This is a genomic window from Fibrobacter sp. (assembly GCF_045601785.1).
Classification (GTDB): domain Bacteria; phylum Fibrobacterota; class Fibrobacteria; order Fibrobacterales; family Fibrobacteraceae; genus Fibrobacter.
Map to the genome: position 1 here is coordinate 23,152 of NZ_JAZSAF010000061.1, position 24,591 is coordinate 47,742.

A 24,591-nucleotide genomic window follows, 5' to 3' on the forward strand; every position below is an offset into this window, starting at 1 on the left:
TTTAGAGCAGTGAATTTTTTCGTCGTTGCCATTCTTTTTTTGATTCTGGGCGTAGCATCCCCGTTTGCACGCGTAGTCGAAGACTCCAGGAACCGCTTTGTTCTCGATGATATCGTCTTGGAATCTAGTATCCATGCCTGCAATTCTAACAAAGACCGTGGGGCGATGTTTCTTCCGGAAAACGCAGCCTACCTCGATGGAAACTCGATGCCCTTCCGCCATTACCGTGTGGCGCTCCCGTCCAGACAGAAGCCTTCTGTGTCGGTGACGGACCAAAAGACCGTGCCTTTGAACAAGCCCCTTTGCAAAGGAGGTCCTGGCGGAGAAGCCGACGTGTTGAAGTTCCTGCCGGTCAGCGTGTCGGAACCCATGCTTCGCGATGGTCTTTGGATGACCGACATCCGGGTTCCGCTTTACGTGAAAAACGCGGGGTCGGTCTCCCTTCGCAAAAATTTTAGATTGACGGTTTCGTTTGCAGGTACTGCCCAGGGGGTGAATCCGGGCGACCGAGCCCTTTCACGGGTGAAAAACCCGAAGGCCGCTTCGCGCTTTGGAGTCTCGAAGGCAAATACCATTCGCGCGTTGCGGAAGAGCGCTTCGGCCTCGTCGTCCGATGCGACTTTCTTGGCGAAGTTCCAGGTGGGCGACAAGAATGTGGCGAACAACAGCGAAGACGGACTGTATGCCGTAGACTACAAGACCATTCGCAATGCTCTTCTGGCTTGGCAGCGGCAGGACGAACTGGACGGCATTCCGGTAGACCGAATCTGCCTTTATGGGGCATCTCCTGATACGCTTGCAGAAATGGGTCCCGGCACAAGGGCGCGCAATCCGAACCAGATTTTTGAGATTCCCATTGAGATTCGCGACCATTCGTCCAGCGGAAACAAGGCGGATGGCATTTTCGGTGATGGAGACACCTTGTTTTTTGTCGGTTACGGTAACGCCTTCTGGAAACGCGTGAATGTCGAGGATCCGACGCTCGAGAGTGGCAGGATGGATTACTTCCATTCCTATTCGCCCTACTCGTTCTACCAATATTTCTTGTTGGGGTATAAGGATTCCGGCAAGGGTTTCCGTTTTTCACAGAAGGTTTCTGCTCCGTCGGGCAGTGGAAAGGATGTTGCCTGGATGCGCTATGTCCGTGTCGAGCAGGACGCCCTTCTGCGAGACAGCTACTTTGGAAAGCCCCTCGACTGGGAATCGTCTTCGGGTAAGGAATGGTTCTGGCTGTGGCATTCCCGTTTCGATACGACGTCGGTTAACCTGAATGCGGATGGCGTTTCCCGTCTTCCGGGTTTGGTGGCGGGAGGCAAGCAGTTTGTATCCGTCTCCTATTTCCCGCATCGTTCTGTGTGGAAAGATACGGCTGTGCTGCCCCAAGACCAAAAAGCGGATGTTTACTTGTCGAGCCACAGCTATGAAGACCGTATGACATCGATCAACTTTACCATGGATGTCAACGGAACCAGGATGCATCGCTCCGAGATGACGCTCCTGCCCGGCGGAAACTTCCGTATGGACAATCCTCGCCTTAAGGAAAACGGCAACCGGTTCAATCTCGAAATGCTCCCGAACGACCGGCAGTATGACCGCTTTGACGGCTATAGCGTTGCCTACCAGTGGAATCCGGTTGTCGATTCTGCGGAGTGGCTTTTGCCTGGTGCAGTTTCTGGAATCATCAATGTTCCCGTTCCTTCGAATGTGCAGGTTCTCAAGTTCGTTGACATGAAACCGGTCGGCTTTCTGTCGGCGTCGAACGGTGTCGCCAAGGACGAAGTTTCTTTAGATACGGATGTGCGCTACTTGGCAGTTCGCAGCGGCGTATACCGCTCGGGCTTGAAGGTGGAGGGGCTCCCGCTTCACGATGCTGGGCTTTTGACAGATCTTTCGCGTCCAAACTCGAAGCTTGAATACCTGATCATAACGCCTGCCGAATTTGCTGCCCCAGCAAAGAGCCTTGCTGAATTCCGCTCGGACGGCTCCGCATCGGCGACTTACGCGACTTCGGTGGTGGCCGTCGAAGACATCTACAATCGCTATACGGGTGGGCGCATGTCTCCGGTCGCAATTCGCAACTACATTTCGTATGTCTACTCCGTGTGCCCGAACCTGCGCTACGTGCTGCTGATTGGTGCCGCCACCTACGACTATCGTGGTTTCAACAGCAAGTTGAGCGCTACCTATATGCCGTCGTTTGAAAAGGAAGACGCCGTGGTCGAAGACTTCTTTGCGGCTCTTGATTCGGGAGAAATCTGTCTCTATGGCAAATACGATCTGGATGTCGCTCTAGGACGTTTGCCGGTTTCTTCGGCAAGCGAACTTTCAGCCTACATCGAAAAGGTCAAGGACTACGAAAAGCGCGGAGTGATGGATTTTTCTGATTGGCGTTCCACTTTGTTGCATACGGCAGACGATGCGAGGAATAATGGCGCGACCGATAACACGGAACATACGAAGTTCCAGGAAGAAGTTGTCCGTTCCATCGATGAAATGTCGAAGCTCAAGGGCGAGCGCTGGAATTTCAAGAAAATATACCTGCTTGAATACCCCGAGGATGCTGCCGGTCAGAAGAAAGATGCCGCGGAAAATTTCATCAACATCCTGAACCAGGGAGCTCTCTTTACGACTTACTTTGGGCATGGCTCCAAGACTGACTGGGCTGCCGAAGGGCTTCTGAAACCAAGCTACATCTCGAAACTTTCCAACAAGGGACGCTACACCATTTTGGCTTCGTTCTCCTGCACGGTGGGACGTTTCGACGAGGGAAATGCGCGCTCCCTTTCGGAAGAATTTCTTTTGACTCCCCATGTGGGGTCGATTGCGTCGATTGGTGCTACCCGCGAAACATTTGCCGATTACAATTCGAAGTTTGGCAAGAATCTGTTGCTCAATGCCCTGACAAACAACGGGGAAACCATTGGCATGGCCATGCTCTCAACCAAGCGGGAAGTGGGCTTGGATACTTCAAGGCAACGCTACAACAACGAACGCTATGTTTTGTTGGGTGAACCTGTCATCCAGATGCCGAGTAAAGACCTGAAGATTACTTTGGATACACCAATCGATACGGTCAAGGCTCTCGACCGGATGACTCTTTCGGGTTCTGTCCAGGGAATGGATGATGGCTATATTAATCTGGTTCTTAGGGAGGGTCGCTTGAAGAGAAGGATTTCCCTTGAGGTTCGGGAAGACTCTCTCGACATTTTCTATGATGGAGCCTTAATCTATTCGGAAAAAATTCCTGTGAAGGGTGGACGCTTCACGACGGAATTTGTGACTCCGCGCAAGATTTCGATCGGGGACACGACTGCAGAATTTTCAGCTTGGGCTTATACCTCCAAGAGCCCGTCTGTAGGAAAGTCGTGGATTCGCGACCTGGTGATTGGAGGCATCTCGAATTATGCCGATTCGCTTGACGACACGATTCCGCCGTCCATAGAGGTGCGGTCTTGCTATGCGGGTGGAGTTTCGACGCCGTTCGCTGATGGTGAAACGGTCAAGCTGCAGTCGCCTGCCTGCCTAGAGGTGGTTGTCGAAGACTCCACGGCAATTGACTACAGGGAACAGGCCGATGAAGGTGTGACTTTCGAAGTGGTGGGGGTGCAGGATCCGTTCCATCCGTGGCCATTCCTGGAACAGACTTCCAAACGCGCCAAGGTCCGCATGAACTTTAGTACGGAGCAATACCCGGCGGGTAAGTATCTTTTCAAGGTGGCCGCAAGCGATGTGCTGGACAATCGTGCCGTTAAGACTTTGCAGTTGGAAATCACGGACGACATGAAGGCCGGCCTAGCCGATGTATTCAACGTGCCTAATCCGATGGGAAAGAAGGGAACCACTTTCTACTTCAAGAATCTTGCCGTGGATAGGGAATCTAAGGTGAACATCTTTATCTACAACCAGAACGGCAAGCTGGTGCGCGTGTTGAAGGATGCTGTATCGGGCGTAACCCATTGGAACGGCCATGACAACCACGGACGACTTTTGGCAAATGGATTGTATCATTATGTCGTTCGTAGCGAAGTGCCCGCTTCGGGGAGCTTTGGCAAGAAGACTTGGACTAAAAAACAAAAACTACTGATTTCGAGGTAATAATGGATTTGAGAGAAAAGCCGGGCAAGGTTCAGACTTTTTTGGAACTCATGTTGCGCTTCCGTCTGATTGCACTTGTGGCGATTGTGGTTGCAACTGTCACGTTTGTGGCAACAAGGTTGTCTGAAATCGTGAGCCTTCCGCTGGGGGCTTCCGAAGCGTTCGGTATGTGGTTTGCCGAAATAGAAAATGTGCAGGGAGTGTGGAACTCGACGCAGTACCTGACCGTTGCAGGCATTGCGTGCGTCGTGATGTTGTTCGTCTTTGGCGGAATCCGTGCAGGAATCGCTTCCATTGTATCGACGGTGCTTTCGCTTTTGGCCTTGCACATTTTGGGAGGTGCCGAAAGTATGCCGCTTCCGATGTTTGGAATCCTTACGCTGGTGTCTCTCGTTTTGATTCTTTTTGTCAAGTGGTCGGTAGCCTGCATGCTATTCCCGTTCGTGCTTGCGTGGGCGTTCTTGAGCGGAGTATTGAGTGTCGTGCCTTGGTCACCTGATGATCCTCCGTATTTGGTGTGGGCGGTTTTCTCGACTTTTGCATTTGCAAGCTCCATGGCTTTCGCGATGGTTGCGGGCAAACATCTTGGCGCCGGCGATCCCCAAGCGGGAGCCCTGGTGAAGGCCGCAAAGCAGATGCTCACTCCGGTTCTTGTAGGATCGCTTCTGCTGGTGGCTGCTATTTCAGTGGACATATCCGGTGGCGCGAATCTGCCTTATTCGGCCTTGTGGTTTGTCATTCTGGTACTCTGGTTCTTCGTGTTCCTGTTCTCGATATCGTCCTTTGCTCCGTGGGAACGCCTGCGTGCAGGTAGCCGCCGCGTTGAAATGAAGGACAAGAAGAAAAAGTCACCGGCAAAAAAGAAGAAGTAGGTTTAAGGAGCGCAAACGATAATCGCGCAACCGAAGCACATGAAAAAGGCTCGTCACTTGACGAGCCCCAATTTTTATGGAAAGATACCGCTTAGATTTTAGCGAGTTTTTTCAATGTGGCAGCTTTATCCGTTTTCTCCCAGGTGAAGCGTGCACCCGTGCGGCCGAAGTGGCCAAGCGCGGCGGTGGACTGGTAGCCCGGCTTTTTGAGGTCGAGCATCTTCACGATGCCGGCCGGAGAAAGGTCGAAGGTCTTGGAAACGATTGCTTCGATTTCGCGGTCGCTGATCTTGCCTGTGCCGAAGGTGTTCACGAGTACGGAAACCGGCTTGGAATAACCGATAGCGTAGGCGAGCTGTACTTCGCAACGGTAGGCGAGGTCTGCGGCGACAATGTTCTTTGCCACATAGCGTGCGGCGTAGGCGGCGCTGCGGTCCACCTTGCTCGGGTCCTTGCCGCTGAAGGCGCCACCACCGTGACGGCCCATGCCGCCGTAGGTGTCGACGATAATCTTACGACCGGTGAGGCCGCAGTCACCGTGCGGGCCACCGACCACGAACTTGCCGGTCGGGTTCACGAGGTAACGGGTCTTCTTGTCGAGGAGCTTCGCGGGAATCACCTTCTTGATGAGTTTTTCGATGATTTCCTTTTCTATGGTAGAATGCTTGAGTTCCTTGCCGTTCACGAATTCGTCGTGCTGGGTAGAAATCACGACCGTGTCCACGCGCACCGGCTTGTCGTTTTCGTCATATTCGACCGTCACCTGGGACTTGGCATCCGGGCGGAGCCACTTGATCTTACCCTTTTCGCGGAGGTTCTGGATTTCTTCCATGAGCTTGTGGGCGAGGCTGATCGGGAGCGGCATCAGTTCCTTGGTTTCCTTTACGGCGTAGCCGAACATCATGCCCTGGTCACCGGCACCCTGTTTGTCGTCTTCTTTACCGTCGGCAGCCTTGGCGTCCACGCCCTGGGCAATGTCGGGGGACTGCTTGTCCATGGCAACGAGCACGGAGCAACCCTTGTAATCGAAGGCGAGTTCCGGATTCACGTAGCCGATGCCCTTGATGGTCTTGCGGGCGATCTGCTGGTAGTCGATGACTGCCTTGGTGGTGATTTCGCCGGAAATCACGACGAGGCCCGTGTTCACGAGCGTTTCGCAAGCGACGCGGCTGTTCGGGTCCTGCGCAAGGCATGCGTCGAGGATAGCGTCAGAAATCTGGTCGCAGACCTTGTCCGGGTGTCCCTTGGACACCGATTCAGAAGTAAAAAGATAATGTGCCATGTAGGCTCCTTGATGTTTTCAGCACCGAAAAGAATGTCGCATTTTTGAGCATTCCCAAGCGTTGAAAAAACGGGTTTGAGTTTATTTATGCGTAAATGTACAAAAATGCATAAAGATTGACAACGTGAAATCTCATTTTGGCATAAAAAAATCAACAGCCCGCAAAAAGGAGTGATTTTTGGTCTTGGGAAAAACTTTTTTTGTATATTATTAAGAGTCCTTGAGACAAGGGCTTTTTTATATCCCGCGGCAGGGTCATTGCCTATCTAGAAGGTTTCCCTTTGACACGTGTTTTTTGGCGTACGCTCGTATGCCTGTTTTTCTGTTTGGGAACATGCTGCTTTGCGCATGGTGCGGAACCCCCTTCGCAAACGCTTTCGTTTGATTTTGTGGACACCCCCATTGCCGATGTCGTGCGGTCGGTTTCGCTGGCGTACGATACTCCGGTGCTTGTGGATGACGCCCTTGACATCAAGGTGACGTTCCATTTGGATGGTGTGGGGGTGCTTGAAGCCCTTTCTGCGTTGTGTTCCGCTTATGGTCTTGAGCTGGTGCAGGAAGGAGCCGTGTTGCACGTCCGTCGAGCAAGGCTTCGCGGCTCCCATGAATTCAGCTGGCATGATTCCCTGGTCTCTGTCTCCGTCAAGGACAAGGACGTGAACGAATTCATTAGGGAGTTCTCCCTGAATTCGGGGCTGAATATCTTAGCAGTTCCGGGGCTTGAAGGAAAAATTACAGGGACGCTTCGGCTTCTGAGCGCAGAAGAGGCTTTCCGTTCCATGATGGAAACGCACGGCTTTCGCGTAACGCGCATAGGCAAGAGCCTTCGTGTGGGACAGTCTCGTAGTAAGGATGCGGATGTTTTTGGAGGTGGTGCTTCCGGTAAGCTTCTGCTGGAGCGCGACGGGGATCTCTACTCGGCAGAGATCGAAGGGGCGCCCCTGTCAAAGGTGCTTGACGAGCTGGCTGAAGTATCGGGCTTGAGCCTTGCCGTGTACGGGGACATCCAGGAGAATGTTTTTTTGAAGATGAAAGGCGCTTCGCTCGAGGCCCTAATAAAGTCGTTGTTCGGTGCGCACCGTTACAGTTTTGTGCTTGATACAGGAATGCTGTTTGTTTCAGAAGGCGGGGCGCGGAACGCCCTGTCGACAACCGCACTCTATCCCTTGCGGCACATCCATTCCGAACGAGCCCTAGCTTATTTAGGAAAAGTCTCGACGGGCGGAGGATTTGTTTCGGCAGAAGTTAAGGAACAGAACGCATTACTCCTCGCTGGCTCCCCTGCAGAAATTCAGATGGCGAAGGATTTGCTGAGGCTTGTCGATGTTCCGGCGCTCCAGGTGACTCTATCGTGCATTGTCGTGGAATTCAAGAAGGGTAATTCCTTTGAAATGGGACTCCATAGCGGTGCGACCCGTAAGACGGCGGAACGCGATATTGGCGCACGGGGCTACTTTGATTTTATGGGGAAGGACTTTTCGGTGGCAGGTTCTTTTGGACGCATTGGATTGTTGCCCGACCGCTTTGAGGTGGAGCTTGCCTCAATGGAAGAGGACAATCGAGCCAAGGTTCTTGCGCGTCCACGCCTTACGACACTGAACGGCAACAAGGCGGAACTCAATGTGACAAATACGGTCTACTACCTGGTGAGTCAGGTATCGGCCGATGGTTATCCGATTACGGATTATCGCAGTTTCAACGACGGCATTTCCTTGGAACTCACTCCGTCGGTGACACAGGACGGTCGCATCACGTTAGAGGTGTCGCCGGAAATCAAAACGGCGGGGCGGAGTTCCGGCGACGGACCGCGCGATATTAGCACGCGTAACCTGAAGACGGTCGTGGTGCTCGAAGACGGCGAAAGCCTTTGCCTTGGAGGGCTCATTCGTAAGAGCAAGTCCGAGGTGCGCACGGCGGTGCCTTTCCTCGGAAGCCTTCCTCTGCTTGGTTTCTTGTTCAGCTACACGTCCGAAATTGAAGAAGAAAATGAGCTCGCCATATTCATTACGCCACATGTTGAAAAGGCTCAAAGATGACGTTTTCCCGTTTTTATCCCATAGACGCAAGGCTCTTTACCTGGGAATGGACTTCGTCCTTTGATGTTGCTCCTAACATGAAGGAGTTGCGTGCTTCGTTTGAGAAGGAGTTCCCGAAGCTGCGGATGCGCCTGGAACAAGTAGGAGGATTCTTTCGCCTGTTGCACATGGTGTCGTTCAATTCGACCGAAGGAAGACGCTCTCGTTACCTTGTCGTGGTCGCGGAGCAATCCTTGCCGAACGCGCGAAAACGCCTGCTGCCAAGGCAGGTGGCGGTTCTTTCGGCCGCGGATCGATTCCTGCGCAGGCTGGGGCCTGCAGGGGACAACAGCGGAAACTTTCTGTGCCATGGAATCGTTGGTGGACGCTTCTATGCGCTGGTATTCTTTGAGGGCAGGCTCTGCCATTGGAGCGAACTTTGTGCAGAGTCCTTCTCGCAAGAAAGGATTGAGTCTGAGCTTGTACGGTTTCGCCGCTTTCTGAAAAAAGACCCTCTGTTTTCAAGGGGCGATTCGTTTGAAGAAGTTTGTATCGACGGTTTGCTTCCGTGTGACATGAAAAGGGGCTCTCGCGACCCGTTCTGGAAACGCATCGACTTGCGGCGAGAGCACATGGTGCCGAAACGGAAGCGCTCGCATGTGCTTGCCGTGGTATCGTTGCTTTTTGCGGTGGCTTGTTGGAAACTTCTCCTTTCGAATTTGGTGGAACCTGGGACTGCACGGGTTGCATTCGATGTTTCGGCGGTAGAGCTTGAAGCGCCGCCGGCGTGGCAGGAATCTGTAGAGGATACGTTTGCGGCGAAACCCATACCGCAGAATATCGCAGTGGAATTACGACGGTGCGTGTTGCCGAATTTCCAATTGAAAGGAGTCATCGCGGCTAGGCTCATGATGGCCGAAGTGGAAGGGGTTCCTTTGACAGTACTTTTGGGAGATTCCCTCGGAAACTTCAAGTTGCTTTCGGTTCGCCGTGACGGAGTGGATCTGGTGTGCGGTGACTCACTTGTGCGTCGGGAGGTTGTCCATGCAACATTCTGATGCGAATTCTTCTGCGGCGAAAATCGGTGCGGTCGTTCCGCTCACGCTGGGCATTCTTCTGTCCGTCACGCTTCTGCTTACGGCGCTCTTGCAGGTGCGAGGAACGCTGCGCCGCGTCGCATTACGTAGCGAACAAACTCTGCTGCAGGTTTACGATGTAGAGTCTGCGTTGCTTGCGTATCTTGAGGAGTTGCCGATGGATTTTTTTTCGGGGGAGCCGTGGAACATCTCGCTTCCGAAAGTACACCGGGAAAGCCTTGGTCCGTGGGCGAGTCTTTCGGCTCCATTGCAGTCTGACGAAGGAACTTCTGCGAGAAGCATCCGTGTGCTTGCGGGGGTTGCCTGTGACAGTGCCTGCAACATGCTCAAGTCGCATAAGCTCCGGCACGAAATTTACGAGGGTTTTCGGCAGCAACTGAATCGTGAAATCACCATGGTGAAGCCTCCGCTCACCTTGGATGTCAAGTCGGGAAATCGTCGTCTTTTTGGACGCATCCCGTCCATGGCTCTCTGGGTTCAGGATGGAGACCTTTCGCTGGACCTGAAAGGGGAAATTTCCTCGTGCCGATTTATCACCGATGGCTCCGTCGAGGTCCGTGGACGAGCGGACTTTGATACGTTGCGGGTTTATGCGCGCGGGCCGCTAATGTTGCGTGGGCAGGCGAAGGTGCGTCATCTCGAAGCTTTTAGCGAGGATCGAATTGAAATCTCTCGAGGAGTGGAGTTCTCGGGGGTTGTCGTGGCGCGCAGTGAAGTCGCGTTTCCCCATGGCGCAGACAAAGTTTTGTTCAGGTATCCGTCGTTCGTGATGTCGCTTTCATCTTCCGATATGCCGCAGCTGGACTCGGTACTGGTGCCAGATTATGTTGTTGGTAAGTTGAAACCGTTTCAGTGGAGCTTGCGATGAATGCCGATGGGCGCAGTGGGTTCACCCTGATGGAAGTTTTCGTGGCGCTTGCGCTGCTGTCTTCTGGGGTGCTTGTTTTGGGGCACTTCGTGGACTCCTTTAACCGAGTCGCTTCGCTAGAACGCGAACAGGCGAAGGCGCTTGTGCAGGCGGCGTCTGCCATTGAGTTATTGGTACAAAGTCCGCCATCCTGTGCCGATGCGTCGCTTGAGATTGGTGGGGTGCAGGTGGTGGTTCGAAGTGTCCCCGGCGTAAGTCCTCTTGCCTGGGTGTGGAGCACTTCTTCGGCCGTTCATGAAGTCAGACTGCGGAGGCTTGTCCGGTGCAAAAAAGTCCGCTAAAACAGTCAATAATTCCGCTGTACCCCGCAAAAAATCCGCTTTATTGCGGTTTTACGTTGATAGAACTTCTGGTGGCCGTTGTAGCCGCATCGGTGGTGTCGCTTGCGGCGTTACAGGTGTATGCAGGATACCATTGGCTCTACCTGCATCTTTATGGGCAGTACCAAAAAGAAACCGCCGCAATCCTTGAGGAACTGCGGCGGTTAAATCCCTATTTTTCAGGAACTAGTCCAAGACGTTAGCTGTCTTTTTGTCTGCCTTGGCGGCGGCCTTTTCGGCAGCGCGGGCCTTGTGCATTTCGATGAGATTGCCGATGTAGTGCATAAAGCTAAGCACGCTCACCGAGAGGAAACCGACGGAATAGAGGGCGAGGAACGGTCCGATAATGAACTTCTGCGCACCGATGTATTCCAAAAGACCGAAGATGCAGTAGACGCCGACACCGAGTTCAACAACTGCCTGCCACGGGAATTTCTGGGCGTAGTGGCTCTTGGCCTTCTTCTTGGAACCGCCGCTCTTCGGGGTGCGGACAAAGCTGCCCTTGGCTCCGATCACGGCAGAGAACACGGCGCGGGAGTTGCTCACTGCAATGCCGACACCGAGAGCCATGAGGATCGGGAGGCTGAGCAGGCGGATTTTCCAACCGGTGTAGCCGGAGCAGCGCTGTGCCACAAAGTAAAGAACAGAAGGTGCGATTGCGGCGAGGAAGATAAAGCTGAAACCGACGGTGTAGGCCCAGGTCGGCAGGTGCGCGACCGGTTCAAAGAAGGCGAGCAACGGCCAAGCACAGAGGGCGGTAAAGAGCATGCAGGGGTGAATCGAGTAGTGCGTCGTGTGGAGGATGGCGCCGATCTTTACGCGGAGAGGAACCTTGGCCTTGAGCACGCGCGGCAAAATCTTGATGGCCGTCTGGATAGAACCCTTTGCCCAGCGGAACTGCTGCGCCTTGAAGGCGTTGATGTCGTTGGGGAGTTCGGCCGGAACGATCACGTCGAACACGAACTTCATCTTCCAACCGGCGAGCTGGCTGCGGTAAGAAAGGTCCATGTCTTCGGTCAGGGTGTCGCCTTCCCAGCCGCCACCGCCGTAGATGGCCTGCTTGCGCCACACGCCGGCGGTACCGTTGAAGTTCATGAAGAGCTTGCCCCAGCTGCGTGCCGACTGTTCCACCACGAAGTGGCCGTCGATACCGATAGACTGTGCAAGGGTTAGACCGGATTCGGTGCGGTTCAAGTGGCCCCAGCGACCCTGGACCAGGCCGATCTGTTCGTCCATCACCAGGTAGGGAATGGTCTTCAGGAGGAAGTCCTTTTCGGGGACGAAGTCGGCGTCGAAAATCGCGAGGAATTCGCCCTTGGCCACTTCCATGGCTTCTTTAAGGGCGCCGGCCTTGAATTCGGAGCGGTTCGTGCGGTGGATCAGCTTGATGTCGTAACCCTTGGCGGCAAGTTCTGCAACTTTCTTCTTGGCGACTTCGTAGCATTCGTCGGTGGAGTCGTCCAGCACCTGGATCTCGTGCTTGTCCTTGGGGTAGTCGATGGCGCACACGGCTTCGAGCAGGCGCTCGACGCAGTTTGCTTCGTTAAAGACGGGGAGCTGAGTGGTGACCTGCGGCAGTTCGTCCATCGAATGTTCGCGGTAGAACTGCAGGATTTTTTTGCGATCAGAAAGACGCGTGGTGCGGCTATTCTTCAAGAATAAGTAGATGCTATAGTAACAGCTAAAACCGTAAATGACCAGTCCGATGCCTGCGATGACGTAGACGACGAACATGATGTCGAGTAGGATTGTACTGATTGCCATAAAACCGTATAACCTATATGTAAAACTTTTTGCCCCTTTTCGGAACTTGGCGCCAAATATAGAAACCCTACACAAAGTTTGCTACATTATGAACGCTATTTCACAAAAATTTATCAAATAAAATGGGATTATGGCTCAAGATATTGAAAAAAGTCCCTTGGAAAAGTGGATTGATGCCCAGAAAGATAAACCGGACTTTACAGAGGCTCTGAAAAGGCTCGTTTCGTATGCCTGTGCGGAGTGGTTCAGGTTGGATAACGCCCTTCCGGTAGCTCCGGAAGAGGCTCTTTCCCGCGTGATTGCCTCTGACTTGCCCGACTATCCGCTTGGAAAATGGTTGGACTCGCCTGCGAGGTTCGCTCCCGAAATTGCCGATTTTTGCGAAAAAACGAAGATTTCGCCACTGCCGTCCGTTCTGAAAGGGGATTTCCCTTCTGTCTTGGACTTGCGTGGGGTCCGGTGCCCTGCCAATGCTGCCCGTAGCAGGCTTGTGATGTCGGGACTGCCAGAAGGGGCGTCGCTGGACATCTACCTGGACGAGGGATCTCCCATCGAAAATGTTCCGGGCGCCCTGGTCGCCGATGGCCATGTTGTCAAAAAAAGGCAAAAAAAAGAAAATTTTTGGGTGATTTCGGTGGTCAAACAGCCTGCAAGAGTGTAGATTATATATTAATGGAAAATAGGATACTGATCATAGGCGACGAACTTTTGGGAGAACAGGGCGAGGCTGCCAACCGCTTTGCTGAGATTATCCTTTGTCGCGAGGCCAATCGGCCCATCCAGTTTTCAATTAATGCGCCTGCCCCCCAGAGCTTGAAGCAGCTTTATGACCGAGCCTCTGCCGATATCATTGGCAAGAAGGCGGGGCGGATTATCGTGGGACTTGGTCTCAAGGAACTCAAGCGTGGCGGCACCGACTATAGCGGTGTGTTTTCCCTTTATGAATCGCTGGCCGGTGAAATCCTGTCCAAGACGCTTGCTCCGCTCCATTTCATGACCATTCCCGAAGACATGTTCCCGATAGCCCCTTCGCAGCTCACGGCTCTGAACGAATGCATCCGGGGCCTTGCCGGAAAGGACGAAAGGCGCATCAAGATTATGGATTTTGCCGCCTATGTGGCGGATTTCAAGGAAAAACAGCTGGAACGTGGCAAGTTCGGCCGCAGCCTTTATACCGAGGACGGGTCTCCTACTTCGATTTGCAACACGTTCATGGCGCTGTTCCTGTACGACTTTATAAAGAAAGAGTTAAAATAAAAAAGGAAGGAAAATTATGAGCTTGACAGATGACCACTTTGCACGCAAGATAGCTGCCCAGAGCAAGGCCTGGGAAGAAACCAGCGACGCCCCCAAGAAGGACCGTAGCCGCGAACCCGCCGCCCCCAAGATGGGCATTTGCGACAAGTGCAAGAAAGAAGCGCTGCTCCGTTCTTTCCGTTTCAAGGAAACGACTGTTTCCAATGGGGCGGCAAGCTTTGGCACGGTGACCAAGCACCTCTGCGAAGATTGCGCTCCCAAGTCGCGTGCCCAGAAGGATGCCGAAGTTCCCAAGATGAGCAACAAGCAGGTAAAAAACCTGATGCGCTTTGCCAAGAAGGGTCTCCTGTAAGGAATTTCTGGGGCTAAAACTATTTCATTTTCCCCCTACACAAAGAGTGTAAATTTTTCTAAATTTGGCGCCGTTCTTCAAGAACGGAGTGCCAATGCCTAATATTCACGCCAAAGAATCCTTCCAAAGTTTCCTTGCTGGCGTCAAGACGACGATTACCCCAGAGCTTTTCCGCACGGTTCGCAGGGGTTATACCAAGAAAAATTTAGTGAGTGACCTGATGTCGGGCCTCATCGTGGGCATTCTGGCTCTTCCGCTTGCCATTGCTTTCGCTATCGCCTCGGGCGTGGGTCCGGAACAAGGCCTTTATACGGCCATCATCGCGGGTTTTGCCATTTCGTTTCTGGGCGGTTCCCGCTTCCAGATTGGAGGTCCCACGGGTGCCTTCATCGTGATTGTCTACGGGATTGTATCGCAGTACGGTTACGACGGTCTCGCTTCGGCGACCCTGTTGGCGGGTATTTTGCTGATTATCTTTGGCCTCGCCAAGTTTGGTGCCATCATCAAGTTCATCCCTTTCCCGGTAACGGTGGGCTTTACTGCCGGTATCGCCATCATCATCGCCCTTGGCCAGGTGCCGAACTTCTTTGGCCTGCGTTTTTTGGCGAAGGACCCGGCCGATGCCGTGGGTAAAATTAAGCTTTATGCATCTTCGCTCGATACCATCAACATTTATGCCGTGATTGTGGGTCTTGTTGCCTTGGCCGTTTGTATTTTGTGGCCGAAAATCACCACCAAGGTTCCCGGCTCCCTGATTGCCATTATCGTTGCGACGGTCATGGTGAAGGTGCTGGGCTGGGACGACCCCATTACGGGGCACGGCGTGGTGACAATCGGCATGAAAAACCATATCCCGAGCGGATTCCCGGTGCCGCACCTGCCCAACATCAGCCTAGAGATGATGCAGAAGGTGTTCCAGCCCGCTTTGACGATTGCTATTCTCGGTGCCATCGAATCCCTTTTATCTGCCGTGGTGGCCGATGGTATGACATCTACCAAGCACCGCTCCAACACCGAACTTTTTGGCCAGGGGGTCGCTAACATCCTTTCCCCGATGTTTGGCGGTATTCCGGCAACAGGTGCAATTGCGCGTACGGCAACAAACATCCGTAACGGTGCCGTGAGCCCGGTATCTGGCCTTGTGCATGCGGTCGTGCTTCTCCTTATTATGCTTGTGCTCGGCAAGTACGCTGAAATGATTCCGATGGCAGCGCTTGCCGCGGTACTTTTCCAGGTGGCTTTCAATATGTGCGGCTACCGCAGCTTCATCAAGATGTTCAAGGCTCCGAAGAGCGACGTCATTGTGATGCTCGTGGCTTTCTTCCTGACGGTGCTGATAGACCTTACGGTGGCCATCGAAGTCGGTGTGCTTTTGGCTGCGGTGCTCTTCATTAAGCGCATGAGTGATGTGGCCGAAGTGGAAACGGTGACCGAAGCTCTTAAAGAAGATGATGAAGAGGCTGCCCACAATGAACTTTCTCGCCAGGTGCCGAAGGGAGTCGCTGTCTACGAACTTGCCGGTTCCCTGTTCTTTGGTGCCGTCGACAAGTTCAAGGATACGATGGCCCGCATCTCGGACAAGCCGAAGATCCTTATTCTGCGTATGCGCAGCGTCTCTAGCATCGATGCCGCCGGTATCCAGATGATCGAGGACCTGCTCAACCGTTGCAAACGCGAAGGCACGCAACTGCTGCTTTCGGGCGTGCATGCTCAGCCCGTGGTGGCGCTCACCCGTGCAGGTGTCTTGAGCCAGCTTGGCGAAGAAAATGCTCTCGGTAACATCGATGCCGCCCTCAACCGTGCCCGTGAACTCCTGGGGCTTCCGATAGTGGATACCTCGCACGAAGCGCAGCAGGCTCCGACGGTTTCTTGGGAAAAGAGTCTTGACAAGCCGTGGATGCCCGAAGAATCGAATGCTGCTATTGCCGAAGAGACTCCGGAAGTCATCGCCGAAAAGATGATGGACGAACCCGTCGTGAAAATCGAAGAAAAGTAAGTTTTTTGACGCTTTGTGACGCCCGTCGCAGTGTGATGTACATCTCTTTAAACACCCTTGACAGAATTCTAAATTGCCTGCCATGATAAAAAATCACACTGCTAAGTCTGTTGAAAATGGCGATCTCTTTTGGAATTTCGTATTCAACTACCTGGTAGCTTTTGGCGGGGTAAGTTGGGTTCTTTACCATTTCTGCTAGACAATTTTTCTATCTTTGCGCCATGTTTAAAATTGGCGTGATGGCTTCCGGCGGAGGAAGCAACTTTAAGGCGATTATAGACCGCATTGGGGAAGGCGATTTGGAAGCCCAGTGCAAGTTCCTGATTACCAATAACGGGAGTTGCGGGGCGGTTTCCCATGCGGAGTCCTACGGGATTCCCGTTTACCATATTTCAGGAAAGACTCACCCCGATGTAGCCGCCTACGAAGCGGCCCTTCTGGAAGTCATCGATCGTTACGACATCGACCTGTTGATTTTGGCGGGCTACATGAAGGCCTTGCCGGTAAGCATGATCAAGCGGCTTCCGAATCGAATTCTGAACATCCATCCGTCGCTTTTGCCAAAGTATGGTGGCAAGGGGTTCTGGGGAATCCACGTGCACGAGGCCGTGGTTGCCGCCCATGAAAAGGAATCGGGGCCGACAGTGCACCTGGTGAGCGAAGAAATCGACCAGGGCCGTATCTTGGCGCAGACGAAGGTCCCGGTGCTCGAAGGCGATACGCCTGAGGAACTTGCCGCACGCGTGCTGGTGCAGGAACACGATCTTTATTGGCGCACCATTCGCGATTATGCGAAGCAGATAGGCGTGTAGACAATGAAATTTAAGCTTCCTGCATTTTTAGAAGGTCTCGAGTCGCCGATTGAAGGCGAAGTTGCTATGCGCGGCTTTGCTGCGTCGGAAATCGGTGCCAATGCGGTTGTCGTAGGTATCGACGAAGTGGGCCGCGGCCCCCTGGCGGGCCCCGTGGTGGCCTGCGCCGCCGTGCTCAAGGCCCCCGATGTCATGGCAGCCCTGAACGACTCCAAGAAGCTGACCCGCGCAAAGCGCGAAGCGATGTACCAGGAAGTGCAGGATGCTTGCGAGTGCTTTGCCATTGCAAGTGCTTCGGTCGAAGAAATCGACCGCATGAACATCCTCGAAGCGGATTTTTTGGCGATGCGCCGTGCGCTACAGACCCTCGGCATGCCCGGCTTGCATGAATCCGCCCCTGAAATCCCAATCTTCCAGAAAGGCTCCTTTGCGTCCCTAACCACTAGCCACCAACCACTAACCACTTTAATTGCTGTCGACGGCAATCTAAAAATCCACGGGATTCCCGAGGAAATGCAGATTCCGGTAGTCAAGGGCGACGGACGCATCGCAAGCATTTCGGCGGCATCGATTTTGGCAAAAGTTTTCCGTGACCGTTATATGGATGATCTCGAAAAGAAATTCCCCGGCTACGGATTCGACAAGCATGCCGGTTACGGTACCAAGAAACATTTGGATGCAATTCGGCGTCTGGGCTATACGCCGGAACACCGGAAAAGTTTCCACCCTAAGAGTTTGCAGACGGAGCTGGATCTTTAAAAAAGGCTCCCGTAGGGGAACTGTTTTCATAGGTAAACAACGACAATAGAGAACTCCAAAAGGATTAGACAGTCGTTGTTTAACCTTCACTTCGACAACAGGCTACAGGCCTGTTGCCTTCGTTCGGCATGTTCTTAAGTGTTATCTTCTTTCGAACATCACGATGGTTTCGAGGTGCGGGGTGCCGGGGAACAAGTCAAGCGGCTGCACCTCGCGCACGCGGTATCCGTAGCGTTCCCATTCCTTGATGGATGCAGGTATTTCGTCGGTGCCGCAGAACACGTGGCATACGCGAATCGGCTTGCGCATCGCAAGCGTGTGGATGACGCCTGGTTCGCAGCCCTTGCGCGGCGGGTCCAAGAGAATTTTTTCCGGCTCGTTCGGGATCGGCCGCGGGAGTCTAGTCTGCACGAACATTTCGTCAATCTTGCCGGCAATGAAACGGTAGGACTTTTTAAGGTGCTTTGCCGAAGCCTTTGCACAGTCGATCGACGGGCCTTCCCATTCTACGCCGAGTACCGACTTGGCGGCTTCGCCGAGCGCAAAGCTGAAGAGCCCGTAACCGCAGTACAAATCCAGGAAATGGTCTTCCTTGGTAAGTGATAGCAGACGGCTTGCCGCTTTGATCAGGTTGTGTATCTGGCTTTCGTTAATCTGGCTGAACCCTGTAACGGGGTAGCGCAGGCTGAACTTGCCCAAGGAAAGGCTCAGTTCGCGTGGACCATAGAGCTGCTTGAAGTCGAGACCGTCGGTGGGCCGCTTCGATTCCAGGTAGTAATCCGATTCGGTCGTGTCCACATAGGCGTGTGCCGCAGTCACCTTGAAAGGCGTTTCCTTCAGGGCGTCCGAAATCAGCTTGAGCTTACGCACGATGCTTGCATCGATTTTCTTGATGTTGAAAATTACCACGCGGTACTGGTAGGTGCCGCGGATGATAATCCAGTTGAGCGCATAGGCGAGCGGCTTGTAGGCGGGCTGAATCAGCTTTTCGAAAAGGAAGGTGTAGATCTTGTTGTGTTCTTCGGGCTCGAGGATGGAATCCTCGCGGTCGAACTGCAAGTTGCCCGGCTGCATATAGACGCGGCGCTTGCTCGTTGTGCGGTAAAAGCGCGGAAGCGGGCTTGCGATGACCTTCTGAGGAGTGCCCGCAAGGCGGTTCACGTCCCAGAATTCCTGGATGGCTAAGTCCTTGATGCGGAGCTCATCTTTGTAGTCGAGCATGGCGAGTGATTCGCCACGGAGGGAGTCGGCTTCACGGGTGTAGCCTGGAATCTGGTGTGCAATGGCTTGTTCGAAGAGCATGATGAATCTAACGGGTTCTGTTTTACGCAAATGTAGAAAAATACGAACGCCGCGGCACTATCCTTTTTTCTATCTTTACTATTATGGAAAAGAAGCATCCTCTCTATTTTACGATTCACGGTCACTTTTACCAGCCGCCGCGCGAAAATCCCTGGACAGGAGTCATCGAAAACCAGCCCAGCGCGCGCCCCTTCCACGACTGGAACGATCGCATCGCCAGCGAATGTTATAGCCCGAACTCTGCAAGCCGCATTTTGAGCCCGCAGGGCCGCATTGTCGATATTGTCAACAACTACGATTTTATGAGCTTCAACATGGGCCCGACTCTGATGGGTTGGATCCGCGTGAATGCTCCCGAAACATACAAGCGCATTCAGGAAGCCGATAAGCGGAGCATGGAGCGCCTGAACGGTCACGGCAACGCGATTGCCCAGGTGTACAACCATATCATCATGCCGCTTGCAAGCGCCGAAGACAAGAAAACGCAGATCCGTTGGGGCATCGAGGATTTCAAGTTCCACTTTGGCCGCATGCCCGAAGCCATGTGGCTCGCCGAGACCGCCATCAATTTCGAAACGGTGGTGGAGCTCATCAAGGCGGGCATCAAGTACACGATTCTTTCTCCGACTCAGGCGGACAAGTTCCGCAAGCTGGGTAGCTCGGAATGGACCGGCTGCAGCAATACCGATATCGACACGACGCGCCCCTACCGCATCTACCCGCGCGACAAGGACGGCGTGCTGGTTTGCGACGGTTACCTGGACGTGTTCTTCTACAATCCGTGGCTTTCTTCGGCCGTGGGTTTTGAACACCTGCTGAGAAACGCAGACACCTTCGGCAACCGCATCAAGGACGCCTGGGATGAAAATCGCAAGGATCCGCAGCTGGTGAGCATCGGTACCGATGGTGAATCTTATGGTCACCACGAACCGTTCGGTGACATGTGCGCCGCTTGGCTCTACAATCACTACGCACCGGAACACAACATGGTGCCGGTGAACTACGGCTGGTTCTTGGAAGAGTTCCCGCCCGAGCACGAAGTGATGCTCAAGAACTTCTACAGCGAAGGTTGCGCCTGGAGCTGCGCCCATGGTGTTGGCCGCTGGTACAGGGATTGCGGCTGCTCTACAGGCGGCGGCCCGGGTTGGAACCAGAAATGGCGCGGTCCGCTGCGCGATGCCTTCAATCATCTGAAGAAGCTCGCCGACGACGTGTTTGTCCGCGAATTTGAAAAAATTTCCGACATAAACCCCTGGGATGCCCGTAACGACTATGTGCAGGCCTTGGTCGCCCCCGAAGACGAATCCCGCATAAAGTCGTTCCTCGAAAGGACGGTGAAGAATCCTTCTGATGCCGACATGTGCGCCAAGGCGATCCGCCTTTTGGAGGTGCAGAAGTTCTGCCTGTTCAGCTTCACGAGCTGCGGCTGGTTCTTCAACGACATCGAAGGCCTTGAACCGGTGCAGAACATGCGTTACGCGCTCCGCGCGATGGAACTTCTGGAACCGTTCCTGCCCTTCGGCCACCATATCAAAAACGAAGTCATTAGCATCCTTGCCCGTGCCACGAGTAACGAACACAAGTGGAACGGCGCCGAGGTGTTTACGAACTATGCCGAAGAGAGAGTCCCCGTGGTCGTGAAGGAAATGGCGGAACAGGCTGCCATATTCCACTTGAACCTGGAAGACGACAACGAAAAGAATAAGAAAATTGTCGCCACCAAGATTGCATCTCGCAGGCGCCAGACTCTTGTGCGTACGGAATATTTCGACAAGTTCATCAACGAACGCCGCATCTCGACCGTCCTTGCCGTCACCGATATGCTCGGCCGCATCAACCTGGTCGTCGCCGATGGAGAAAACGAGAAGAACGGACTCAAGTTCGTCGAGAATCCGAACATGAGTACGCAGGAGCTGCAGTCAATTTACCCGACAGCCTACGTGGTGCGCATGCGCAACTTGATGAGTGACTCGCTCAAGCGCATCAACCAGATTTCGACCAAGAAGTACCTGAACGATCTGACACAGTCTTTCTCCAGCTTTGCCCTTTCGCACGGTCTTTCAATCGACAGCTTGGCCGACCCCGACCATACGCTGCCCGATACCATGCGCAAGATTCTTTCGCTTGAAATCAATTCCAGGATTCACCACTTGGCGCTGGAATACATGGAAAACGACGACCAGAACATCTTTGACGAAATCAAGGACCTGATTGACGAAGCAAACGCCCTGCGCACCCACTACTCCTTCGGTGGCACGGGCCGCATGTTCTATGCCAAGCTCACGGCGCTGATTGATTCTGTGTTTGAAAGTTTTGACAAGGATGCCGTCCATCATATTACGGGGCTTATCACGGTTGCCGACTGGCTCAGACTCGGTATCGACAAGACGAGCCTTGAAAACAAGGTGTTCCCGGCCTATCAGGAATATGTGAAGTATCCGACCAGCAAGATTTCTGCGCTCAAGCCCATGTTCCGCTGGCTGAACTTTGAGGTGTAGACATGTACAGAATGTCTGAAAAACCGCTGATTGGCGCCGATAAAATTTGCGAACGGGTGGCTACCCTCGCTCGCGAAATCGTAGCCGTCTACGATTACGACATCTTGCTTTCGGCCCTTACCGGGGCGTACATGTTTACCGCCGATTTGAGTCGCGAACTGGCGAAGGCTCAAGGGGTAAAGGCCCTGCAAAGAAAGATTGCCTTTATCAAGGCTTCCAGTTACGGCGTGTCTACGGAATCGAGTGGCAACCTCACGGTGACGGGGCTTGAAAAAGTCGATATTTCCGGAAAGAAGGTCCTGCTGGTCGATGACATCGCCGATACAGGGAGTACTCTGCTTGGACTTTTGAATATGCTTCGCGAAAGGGGCGCAAAGGAGGTCCGCTCCTGTGTGCTTCTAAACAAGCAGGAACGCAGGACGGTTGATTTCAAGGCCGACTTCGTGGGATTTGAAATTGCAAATGAATTTGTGGTCGGTTATGGACTCGACTTTGCCGATGACTACCGCACCCTACCCGAAATATGGACGCTACAGGAGACCGACTAGATGGCGAATAATGATTTTGATGACGTCCGACTCCATGCCACCCAGACTTTTGAGGCGGTGGAACGCAGCTACAACAAGATTGGTCGCGGGAAGCGATTCCTGATTAATCTGGTAGTCTGCCTGGTATTCTTTACGGCAGGTTTTGTCGTGTGCAGCGTATGCAACAGCGTGCCAAGCGAAGGCCTGATCGAACGCGTTGCCGCCCAGCCCGACATGCCGAACAAGTGCAAGTATCGCTACGACCGTGCCATGGAATACGCCATTATGCATGAGTGCGTTTTTGCGAAGGGAATGCCCGGCAACGAGAAAACGCTGATTCAGCGGGTCAACTATTGCACCTGCGCCCTTGAAAGCGTGCAGAAGAAGAAACCCTACCAGAAAATGTTCGAAAACAACCTGGTGGACTTTACCTTCAAGATTCGCGAAGAGAACCTGTGCCGCGAAAACAAGGTGATTCCCACTTTGGATGACGAAGAAGACCCGAAGGACAAGGCTAAGAAATGACCGTCGAAGAGATTGAACAGAAAATTCGCTGCGAAGCCGAAAAGCTGGTTCACGACGAACCGCTTTCGGTATTGATGATCACGGAGCAAGTTCTGAATAGCAAGAATTTTGCCGCGATGCTTTCGGTCACGCTTTCCTGTCAGCTTGCGGGCGAGGTGATTGACCGCACTGAACTCGAAAAGGTCTTCGGAATACTTTATCTCAAGTATCCGGAACTGGTAACCTGCGCCAGCAAGGACTTGTACGCCACGGTCCTTCGCGATCCGGCTTGCACGAGTTTTTTGGAGCCGCTGCTTTTCTTCAAGGGCTTCCAGGGACTACAGGCATATCGTGCCGCTCATGCCCTGTGGCTAGAAGGTCGCTCGTTCCCGGCCAAGATGCTCCAGAGCATTATCAGCCGCAAGTTCGGCATGGATATCCACCCGGCAGCAAAAATTGGCCATGGTCTCTTGATTGACCACGCCACAAATATTGTCATCGGTGAAACGGCCGTCGTAGGCAACAATGTAAGCTTCTTGCATGGTGTGACTCTTGGCGGTACCGGTAACGAAGTCGGCGACCGCCATCCAAAAATCGGAAACGGCGTGATGCTTGGCGCCCATGCGCAGCTGCTCGGCAACATCCACATCGGCGATGGTGCAAAGATCGGTGCTGGCGCTGTGGTGGTTTCGGACGTTCCGGCTCATACGACTTACGCAGGTGTGCCTGCGGTTCAGGTGGGTAAGCCGCACGACGATATGCCGAGCTTCAACATGCAGCAGGACTTTACGCAGGACTGCAAGTAGCAAGAACGGCGCAAACGCCTACAGACGAGAGATTTTCTAGGTGAAAAAAGCGGATAAAATAAAATTCATCAGCGAAACGCTCGATGGGCTGTTTCCCGATCCGCCGATTCCATTGGACTACAGCGATCCCTATACGCTTTTAGTCGCTGTGGTGCTGAGTGCTCAGTGTACCGATGCCCGCGTCAACCTGGTCACCAAGGAACTCTACAAAAAGGCCAAAACGCCCAAGGCGATGGTAAAGCTCGGCGTCGAAAGTATTACCGAAATCATCAAGCCCTGTGGACTTTCTGCAACGAAGGGCAAGAACATTTTCAACCTGTCGAAAATCCTTGTCGAAAAATACGGTGGCGAAGTTCCGCAAACTTTTGAAGAACTCGAAGCACTCCCTGGTGTTGGCCACAAGACGGCAAGTGTCATGATGATTCACGCGTTCAAGGTTCCCGCCTTCCCGGTGGACACGCATATTCACCGCCTTGCCAAGCGCTGGGGACTTTCCGACGGCAGCTCCGTCGAACAAACAGAAAAAGATCTCAAGAAAATTTTCCCCGAAAGCGAATGGGAAAAACGCCACCTGCAGATTATCCTCTTCGGTCGCACCTACTGCAAGGCGCTGGGACACAAGCCCGAAAATTGCCCCATTTGCGGCAAGCTATAATCAGTCCCGCTGGTAGAACCAGTAGTAGAATAGGCTCCAGGCTCCCCATAGTACGCAGAGCCACATTCCGATATAGCCTGCGGTATAGACCGCACTTGCAATGGTGTCGTACTTGAGCAGCAGTCCCATTTCCGACAAGATAAAGTTCCAGTCGTGAAAACCGTAAGGAGCTTCTGCTCCGGTTCCGCCACTAATCAGCATAAGCTTCATGTGCAGGGCGTCTTCTATGTAGACGCCGACATCGATGAAGTTTTCGAATGCCCACCAGAGAGCGACGGATGCCCCCAGTATGTCTCGTTGCCAAATCCACAAGGATATACAAAAGACAATTGGCATGATGATTTGAAAGAGGGAACCGCCTAGCGAATGGATGACCCTGTTTCCGAAAATGGAAAAGACGATGTGTCCAGATTCGTGTACAGGTAAATTCAGGCAGTGCAAATACTGCGCAATCCATGCGTCGTAGCCATTTGCCATGAGTTGGATGGTAAAGAAAATCATCGCGATCAGCAGCAAAACGCGAATGAAGAAAAACTGTGAACGCCCTAGGGGCTTGGGGTAAAACAGGAACTGGATGAAGATAGGCCACGTTCCCGCGTCTGTTAAGCGAAACTTCGATTCGTAGCGCTTTACGGTGACGATGTTTAGCGGAACTACGTCGGTAGCCTTTGTAGCTCGATGAACTTGCGTTGTTTGCTGTTCTTCGAGAATCCTTGGTTCTTTTTCATCCTTCATGCAGTAAAAGGTAGA

General features: G+C 53.2%; 22 protein-coding genes. 18 read left to right on the forward strand and 4 right to left on the reverse strand.

Annotated features, from left to right (window positions below):
• Positions 1-9 precede the first annotated feature (9 nt).
• Positions 10-4,095 carry a C25 family cysteine peptidase gene (locus ACKI61_RS09605; RefSeq protein WP_407457512.1) on the forward strand — a complete coding sequence of 1,362 codons (4,086 nt, stop codon included), beginning with the start codon at positions 10-12 and terminating at the stop codon, positions 4,093-4,095.
• Between the two features lie 2 nt (positions 4,096-4,097).
• Entirely contained in the window at positions 4,098-4,967 is an 870-nt protein-coding gene (locus ACKI61_RS09610; protein ID WP_407457513.1) for a hypothetical protein, read from the forward strand.
• 91 nt (positions 4,968-5,058) lie between these two features.
• Here ACKI61_RS09610 and metK read toward each other — a convergent pair whose 3' ends face one another.
• Positions 5,059-6,249, reverse strand: coding sequence for a methionine adenosyltransferase (gene metK, locus ACKI61_RS09615; protein WP_407457514.1), 1,191 nt, complete (start codon positions 6,247-6,249; stop codon positions 5,059-5,061).
• 326 nt (positions 6,250-6,575) lie between these two features.
• On the opposite strand from metK, the gene ACKI61_RS09620 reads away from it, so the two are divergent.
• The 5 genes from ACKI61_RS09620 (at position 6,576) to ACKI61_RS09640 (ending at position 10,812) form a co-directional block, all read left to right on the forward strand.
• The gene (locus ACKI61_RS09620) at positions 6,576-8,285 is read left to right on the forward strand and encodes a type II secretion system protein GspD (protein ID WP_407457515.1); all 1,710 of its coding nucleotides are present in this window, start codon (positions 6,576-6,578) and stop codon (positions 8,283-8,285) included.
• Positions 8,282-9,322 carry a hypothetical protein gene (locus ACKI61_RS09625; RefSeq protein WP_407457516.1) on the forward strand — a complete coding sequence of 347 codons (1,041 nt, stop codon included), beginning with the start codon at positions 8,282-8,284 and terminating at the stop codon, positions 9,320-9,322. The genes ACKI61_RS09620 and ACKI61_RS09625 overlap by 4 nt, the downstream gene beginning before the upstream one ends.
• Positions 9,309-10,229, forward strand: a complete 921-nt coding sequence (locus ACKI61_RS09630) for a hypothetical protein (RefSeq protein ID WP_407457517.1) — start codon at positions 9,309-9,311, stop codon at positions 10,227-10,229. The genes ACKI61_RS09625 and ACKI61_RS09630 overlap by 14 nt, the downstream gene beginning before the upstream one ends.
• Positions 10,230-10,318: 89 nt before the next feature.
• The gene (locus tag ACKI61_RS09635) at positions 10,319-10,570 is read left to right on the forward strand and encodes a hypothetical protein (RefSeq protein ID WP_407457518.1); all 252 of its coding nucleotides are present in this window, start codon (positions 10,319-10,321) and stop codon (positions 10,568-10,570) included.
• Positions 10,552-10,812: a prepilin-type N-terminal cleavage/methylation domain-containing protein gene (locus tag ACKI61_RS09640; RefSeq protein ID WP_407457519.1), complete on the forward strand. Its 261-nt coding sequence runs from the start codon at positions 10,552-10,554 to the stop codon at positions 10,810-10,812. Before ACKI61_RS09635 ends, ACKI61_RS09640 begins: the two co-directional genes overlap by 19 nt.
• On the opposite strand, the gene ACKI61_RS09645 is transcribed toward ACKI61_RS09640, so the two are convergent.
• A complete protein-coding gene (locus tag ACKI61_RS09645; protein WP_407457520.1) occupies positions 10,796-12,373 on the reverse strand; it encodes a glycosyltransferase in 1,578 nt (525 codons plus the stop codon). The two genes, ACKI61_RS09640 and ACKI61_RS09645, sit on opposite strands and share 17 nt — an antisense overlap.
• Before the next feature lie 130 nt (positions 12,374-12,503).
• Between ACKI61_RS09645 and ACKI61_RS09650 the strand changes: the two genes are divergently transcribed.
• The 6 genes from ACKI61_RS09650 (at position 12,504) to ACKI61_RS09675 (ending at position 17,549) form a co-directional block, all read left to right on the forward strand.
• Positions 12,504-13,034, forward strand: coding sequence for a sulfurtransferase TusA family protein (locus ACKI61_RS09650; RefSeq protein WP_407457521.1), 531 nt, complete (start codon positions 12,504-12,506; stop codon positions 13,032-13,034).
• An 11-nt stretch (positions 13,035-13,045) separates the two neighbouring features.
• Positions 13,046-13,630, forward strand: a complete 585-nt coding sequence (locus ACKI61_RS09655; RefSeq protein ID WP_407457522.1) for a hypothetical protein — start codon at positions 13,046-13,048, stop codon at positions 13,628-13,630.
• A gap of 16 nt (positions 13,631-13,646) precedes the next feature.
• Entirely contained in the window at positions 13,647-13,982 is a 336-nt protein-coding gene (locus ACKI61_RS09660) for a hypothetical protein (RefSeq protein WP_407457523.1), read from the forward strand.
• A 94-nt stretch (positions 13,983-14,076) separates the two neighbouring features.
• Positions 14,077-15,978, forward strand: a complete 1,902-nt coding sequence (locus ACKI61_RS09665) for a SulP family inorganic anion transporter (protein ID WP_407457524.1) — start codon at positions 14,077-14,079, stop codon at positions 15,976-15,978.
• Between the two features lie 221 nt (positions 15,979-16,199).
• Complete coding sequence (gene purN / locus ACKI61_RS09670; protein ID WP_407457525.1) at positions 16,200-16,790, forward strand: phosphoribosylglycinamide formyltransferase; 591 nt, start codon at positions 16,200-16,202, stop codon at positions 16,788-16,790.
• A 3-nt stretch (positions 16,791-16,793) separates the two neighbouring features.
• Positions 16,794-17,549: a ribonuclease HII gene (locus ACKI61_RS09675; RefSeq protein WP_407457526.1), complete on the forward strand. Its 756-nt coding sequence runs from the start codon at positions 16,794-16,796 to the stop codon at positions 17,547-17,549.
• Between the two features lie 141 nt (positions 17,550-17,690).
• Here ACKI61_RS09675 and ACKI61_RS09680 read toward each other — a convergent pair whose 3' ends face one another.
• Positions 17,691-18,851: a class I SAM-dependent RNA methyltransferase gene (locus ACKI61_RS09680; RefSeq protein WP_407457527.1), complete on the reverse strand. Its 1,161-nt coding sequence runs from the start codon at positions 18,849-18,851 to the stop codon at positions 17,691-17,693.
• Between the two features lie 83 nt (positions 18,852-18,934).
• Here ACKI61_RS09680 and ACKI61_RS09685 point away from each other — a divergent pair, with 83 nt between their 5' ends.
• Genes ACKI61_RS09685 through nth form a run of 5 tightly spaced genes read left to right on the forward strand, consistent with a single transcriptional unit; the run spans position 18,935 to position 23,841 of the window.
• Positions 18,935-21,349 carry a DUF3536 domain-containing protein gene (locus ACKI61_RS09685; protein ID WP_407457528.1) on the forward strand — a complete coding sequence of 805 codons (2,415 nt, stop codon included), beginning with the start codon at positions 18,935-18,937 and terminating at the stop codon, positions 21,347-21,349.
• A gap of 2 nt (positions 21,350-21,351) precedes the next feature.
• Positions 21,352-21,897 (forward strand): hypoxanthine phosphoribosyltransferase, encoded by a 546-nt coding sequence (gene hpt, locus ACKI61_RS09690; RefSeq protein ID WP_407457529.1) that lies wholly within the window; start codon positions 21,352-21,354, stop codon positions 21,895-21,897.
• On the forward strand, positions 21,898-22,401 hold the full coding sequence (locus ACKI61_RS09695; protein WP_407457530.1) for a hypothetical protein: 504 nt from the start codon (positions 21,898-21,900) through the stop codon (positions 22,399-22,401).
• Positions 22,398-23,186 carry a serine O-acetyltransferase gene (gene cysE, locus ACKI61_RS09700; RefSeq protein WP_407457531.1) on the forward strand — a complete coding sequence of 263 codons (789 nt, stop codon included), beginning with the start codon at positions 22,398-22,400 and terminating at the stop codon, positions 23,184-23,186. The genes ACKI61_RS09695 and cysE overlap by 4 nt, the downstream gene beginning before the upstream one ends.
• Before the next feature lie 40 nt (positions 23,187-23,226).
• Positions 23,227-23,841: an endonuclease III gene (nth, locus tag ACKI61_RS09705; RefSeq protein WP_407457532.1), complete on the forward strand. Its 615-nt coding sequence runs from the start codon at positions 23,227-23,229 to the stop codon at positions 23,839-23,841.
• On the opposite strand, the gene ACKI61_RS09710 is transcribed toward nth, so the two are convergent.
• Positions 23,842-24,576: a hypothetical protein gene (locus tag ACKI61_RS09710; protein WP_407457533.1), complete on the reverse strand. Its 735-nt coding sequence runs from the start codon at positions 24,574-24,576 to the stop codon at positions 23,842-23,844. It abuts the gene before it with no gap.
• Between the last annotated feature and the right edge of the window lie 15 nt (positions 24,577-24,591).

Coding starts and splice junctions, on each gene's coding strand:
- ACKI61_RS09660 (WP_407457523.1), top strand. CDS start 13,647: ATGAGCTTGACAGATGACCACTTTGCACGCAAGATAGCTGCCCAGAGC.
- ACKI61_RS09650 (WP_407457521.1), top strand. CDS start 12,504: ATGGCTCAAGATATTGAAAAAAGTCCCTTGGAAAAGTGGATTGATGCC.
- metK (WP_407457514.1), bottom strand. CDS start 6,249: ATGGCACATTATCTTTTTACTTCTGAATCGGTGTCCAAGGGACACCCG.
- cysE (WP_407457531.1), top strand. CDS start 22,398: ATGACCGTCGAAGAGATTGAACAGAAAATTCGCTGCGAAGCCGAAAAG.
- ACKI61_RS09645 (WP_407457520.1), bottom strand. CDS start 12,373: ATGGCAATCAGTACAATCCTACTCGACATCATGTTCGTCGTCTACGTC.
- ACKI61_RS09665 (WP_407457524.1), top strand. CDS start 14,077: ATGCCTAATATTCACGCCAAAGAATCCTTCCAAAGTTTCCTTGCTGGC.
- ACKI61_RS09630 (WP_407457517.1), top strand. CDS start 9,309: ATGCAACATTCTGATGCGAATTCTTCTGCGGCGAAAATCGGTGCGGTC.
- ACKI61_RS09695 (WP_407457530.1), top strand. CDS start 21,898: ATGGCGAATAATGATTTTGATGACGTCCGACTCCATGCCACCCAGACT.
- ACKI61_RS09655 (WP_407457522.1), top strand. CDS start 13,046: ATGGAAAATAGGATACTGATCATAGGCGACGAACTTTTGGGAGAACAG.
- ACKI61_RS09685 (WP_407457528.1), top strand. CDS start 18,935: ATGGAAAAGAAGCATCCTCTCTATTTTACGATTCACGGTCACTTTTAC.
- ACKI61_RS09625 (WP_407457516.1), top strand. CDS start 8,282: ATGACGTTTTCCCGTTTTTATCCCATAGACGCAAGGCTCTTTACCTGG.
- ACKI61_RS09610 (WP_407457513.1), top strand. CDS start 4,098: ATGGATTTGAGAGAAAAGCCGGGCAAGGTTCAGACTTTTTTGGAACTC.
- ACKI61_RS09680 (WP_407457527.1), bottom strand. CDS start 18,851: ATGCTCTTCGAACAAGCCATTGCACACCAGATTCCAGGCTACACCCGT.
- ACKI61_RS09710 (WP_407457533.1), bottom strand. CDS start 24,576: ATGAAGGATGAAAAAGAACCAAGGATTCTCGAAGAACAGCAAACAACG.
- ACKI61_RS09675 (WP_407457526.1), top strand. CDS start 16,794: ATGAAATTTAAGCTTCCTGCATTTTTAGAAGGTCTCGAGTCGCCGATT.
- hpt (WP_407457529.1), top strand. CDS start 21,352: ATGTACAGAATGTCTGAAAAACCGCTGATTGGCGCCGATAAAATTTGC.
- purN (WP_407457525.1), top strand. CDS start 16,200: ATGTTTAAAATTGGCGTGATGGCTTCCGGCGGAGGAAGCAACTTTAAG.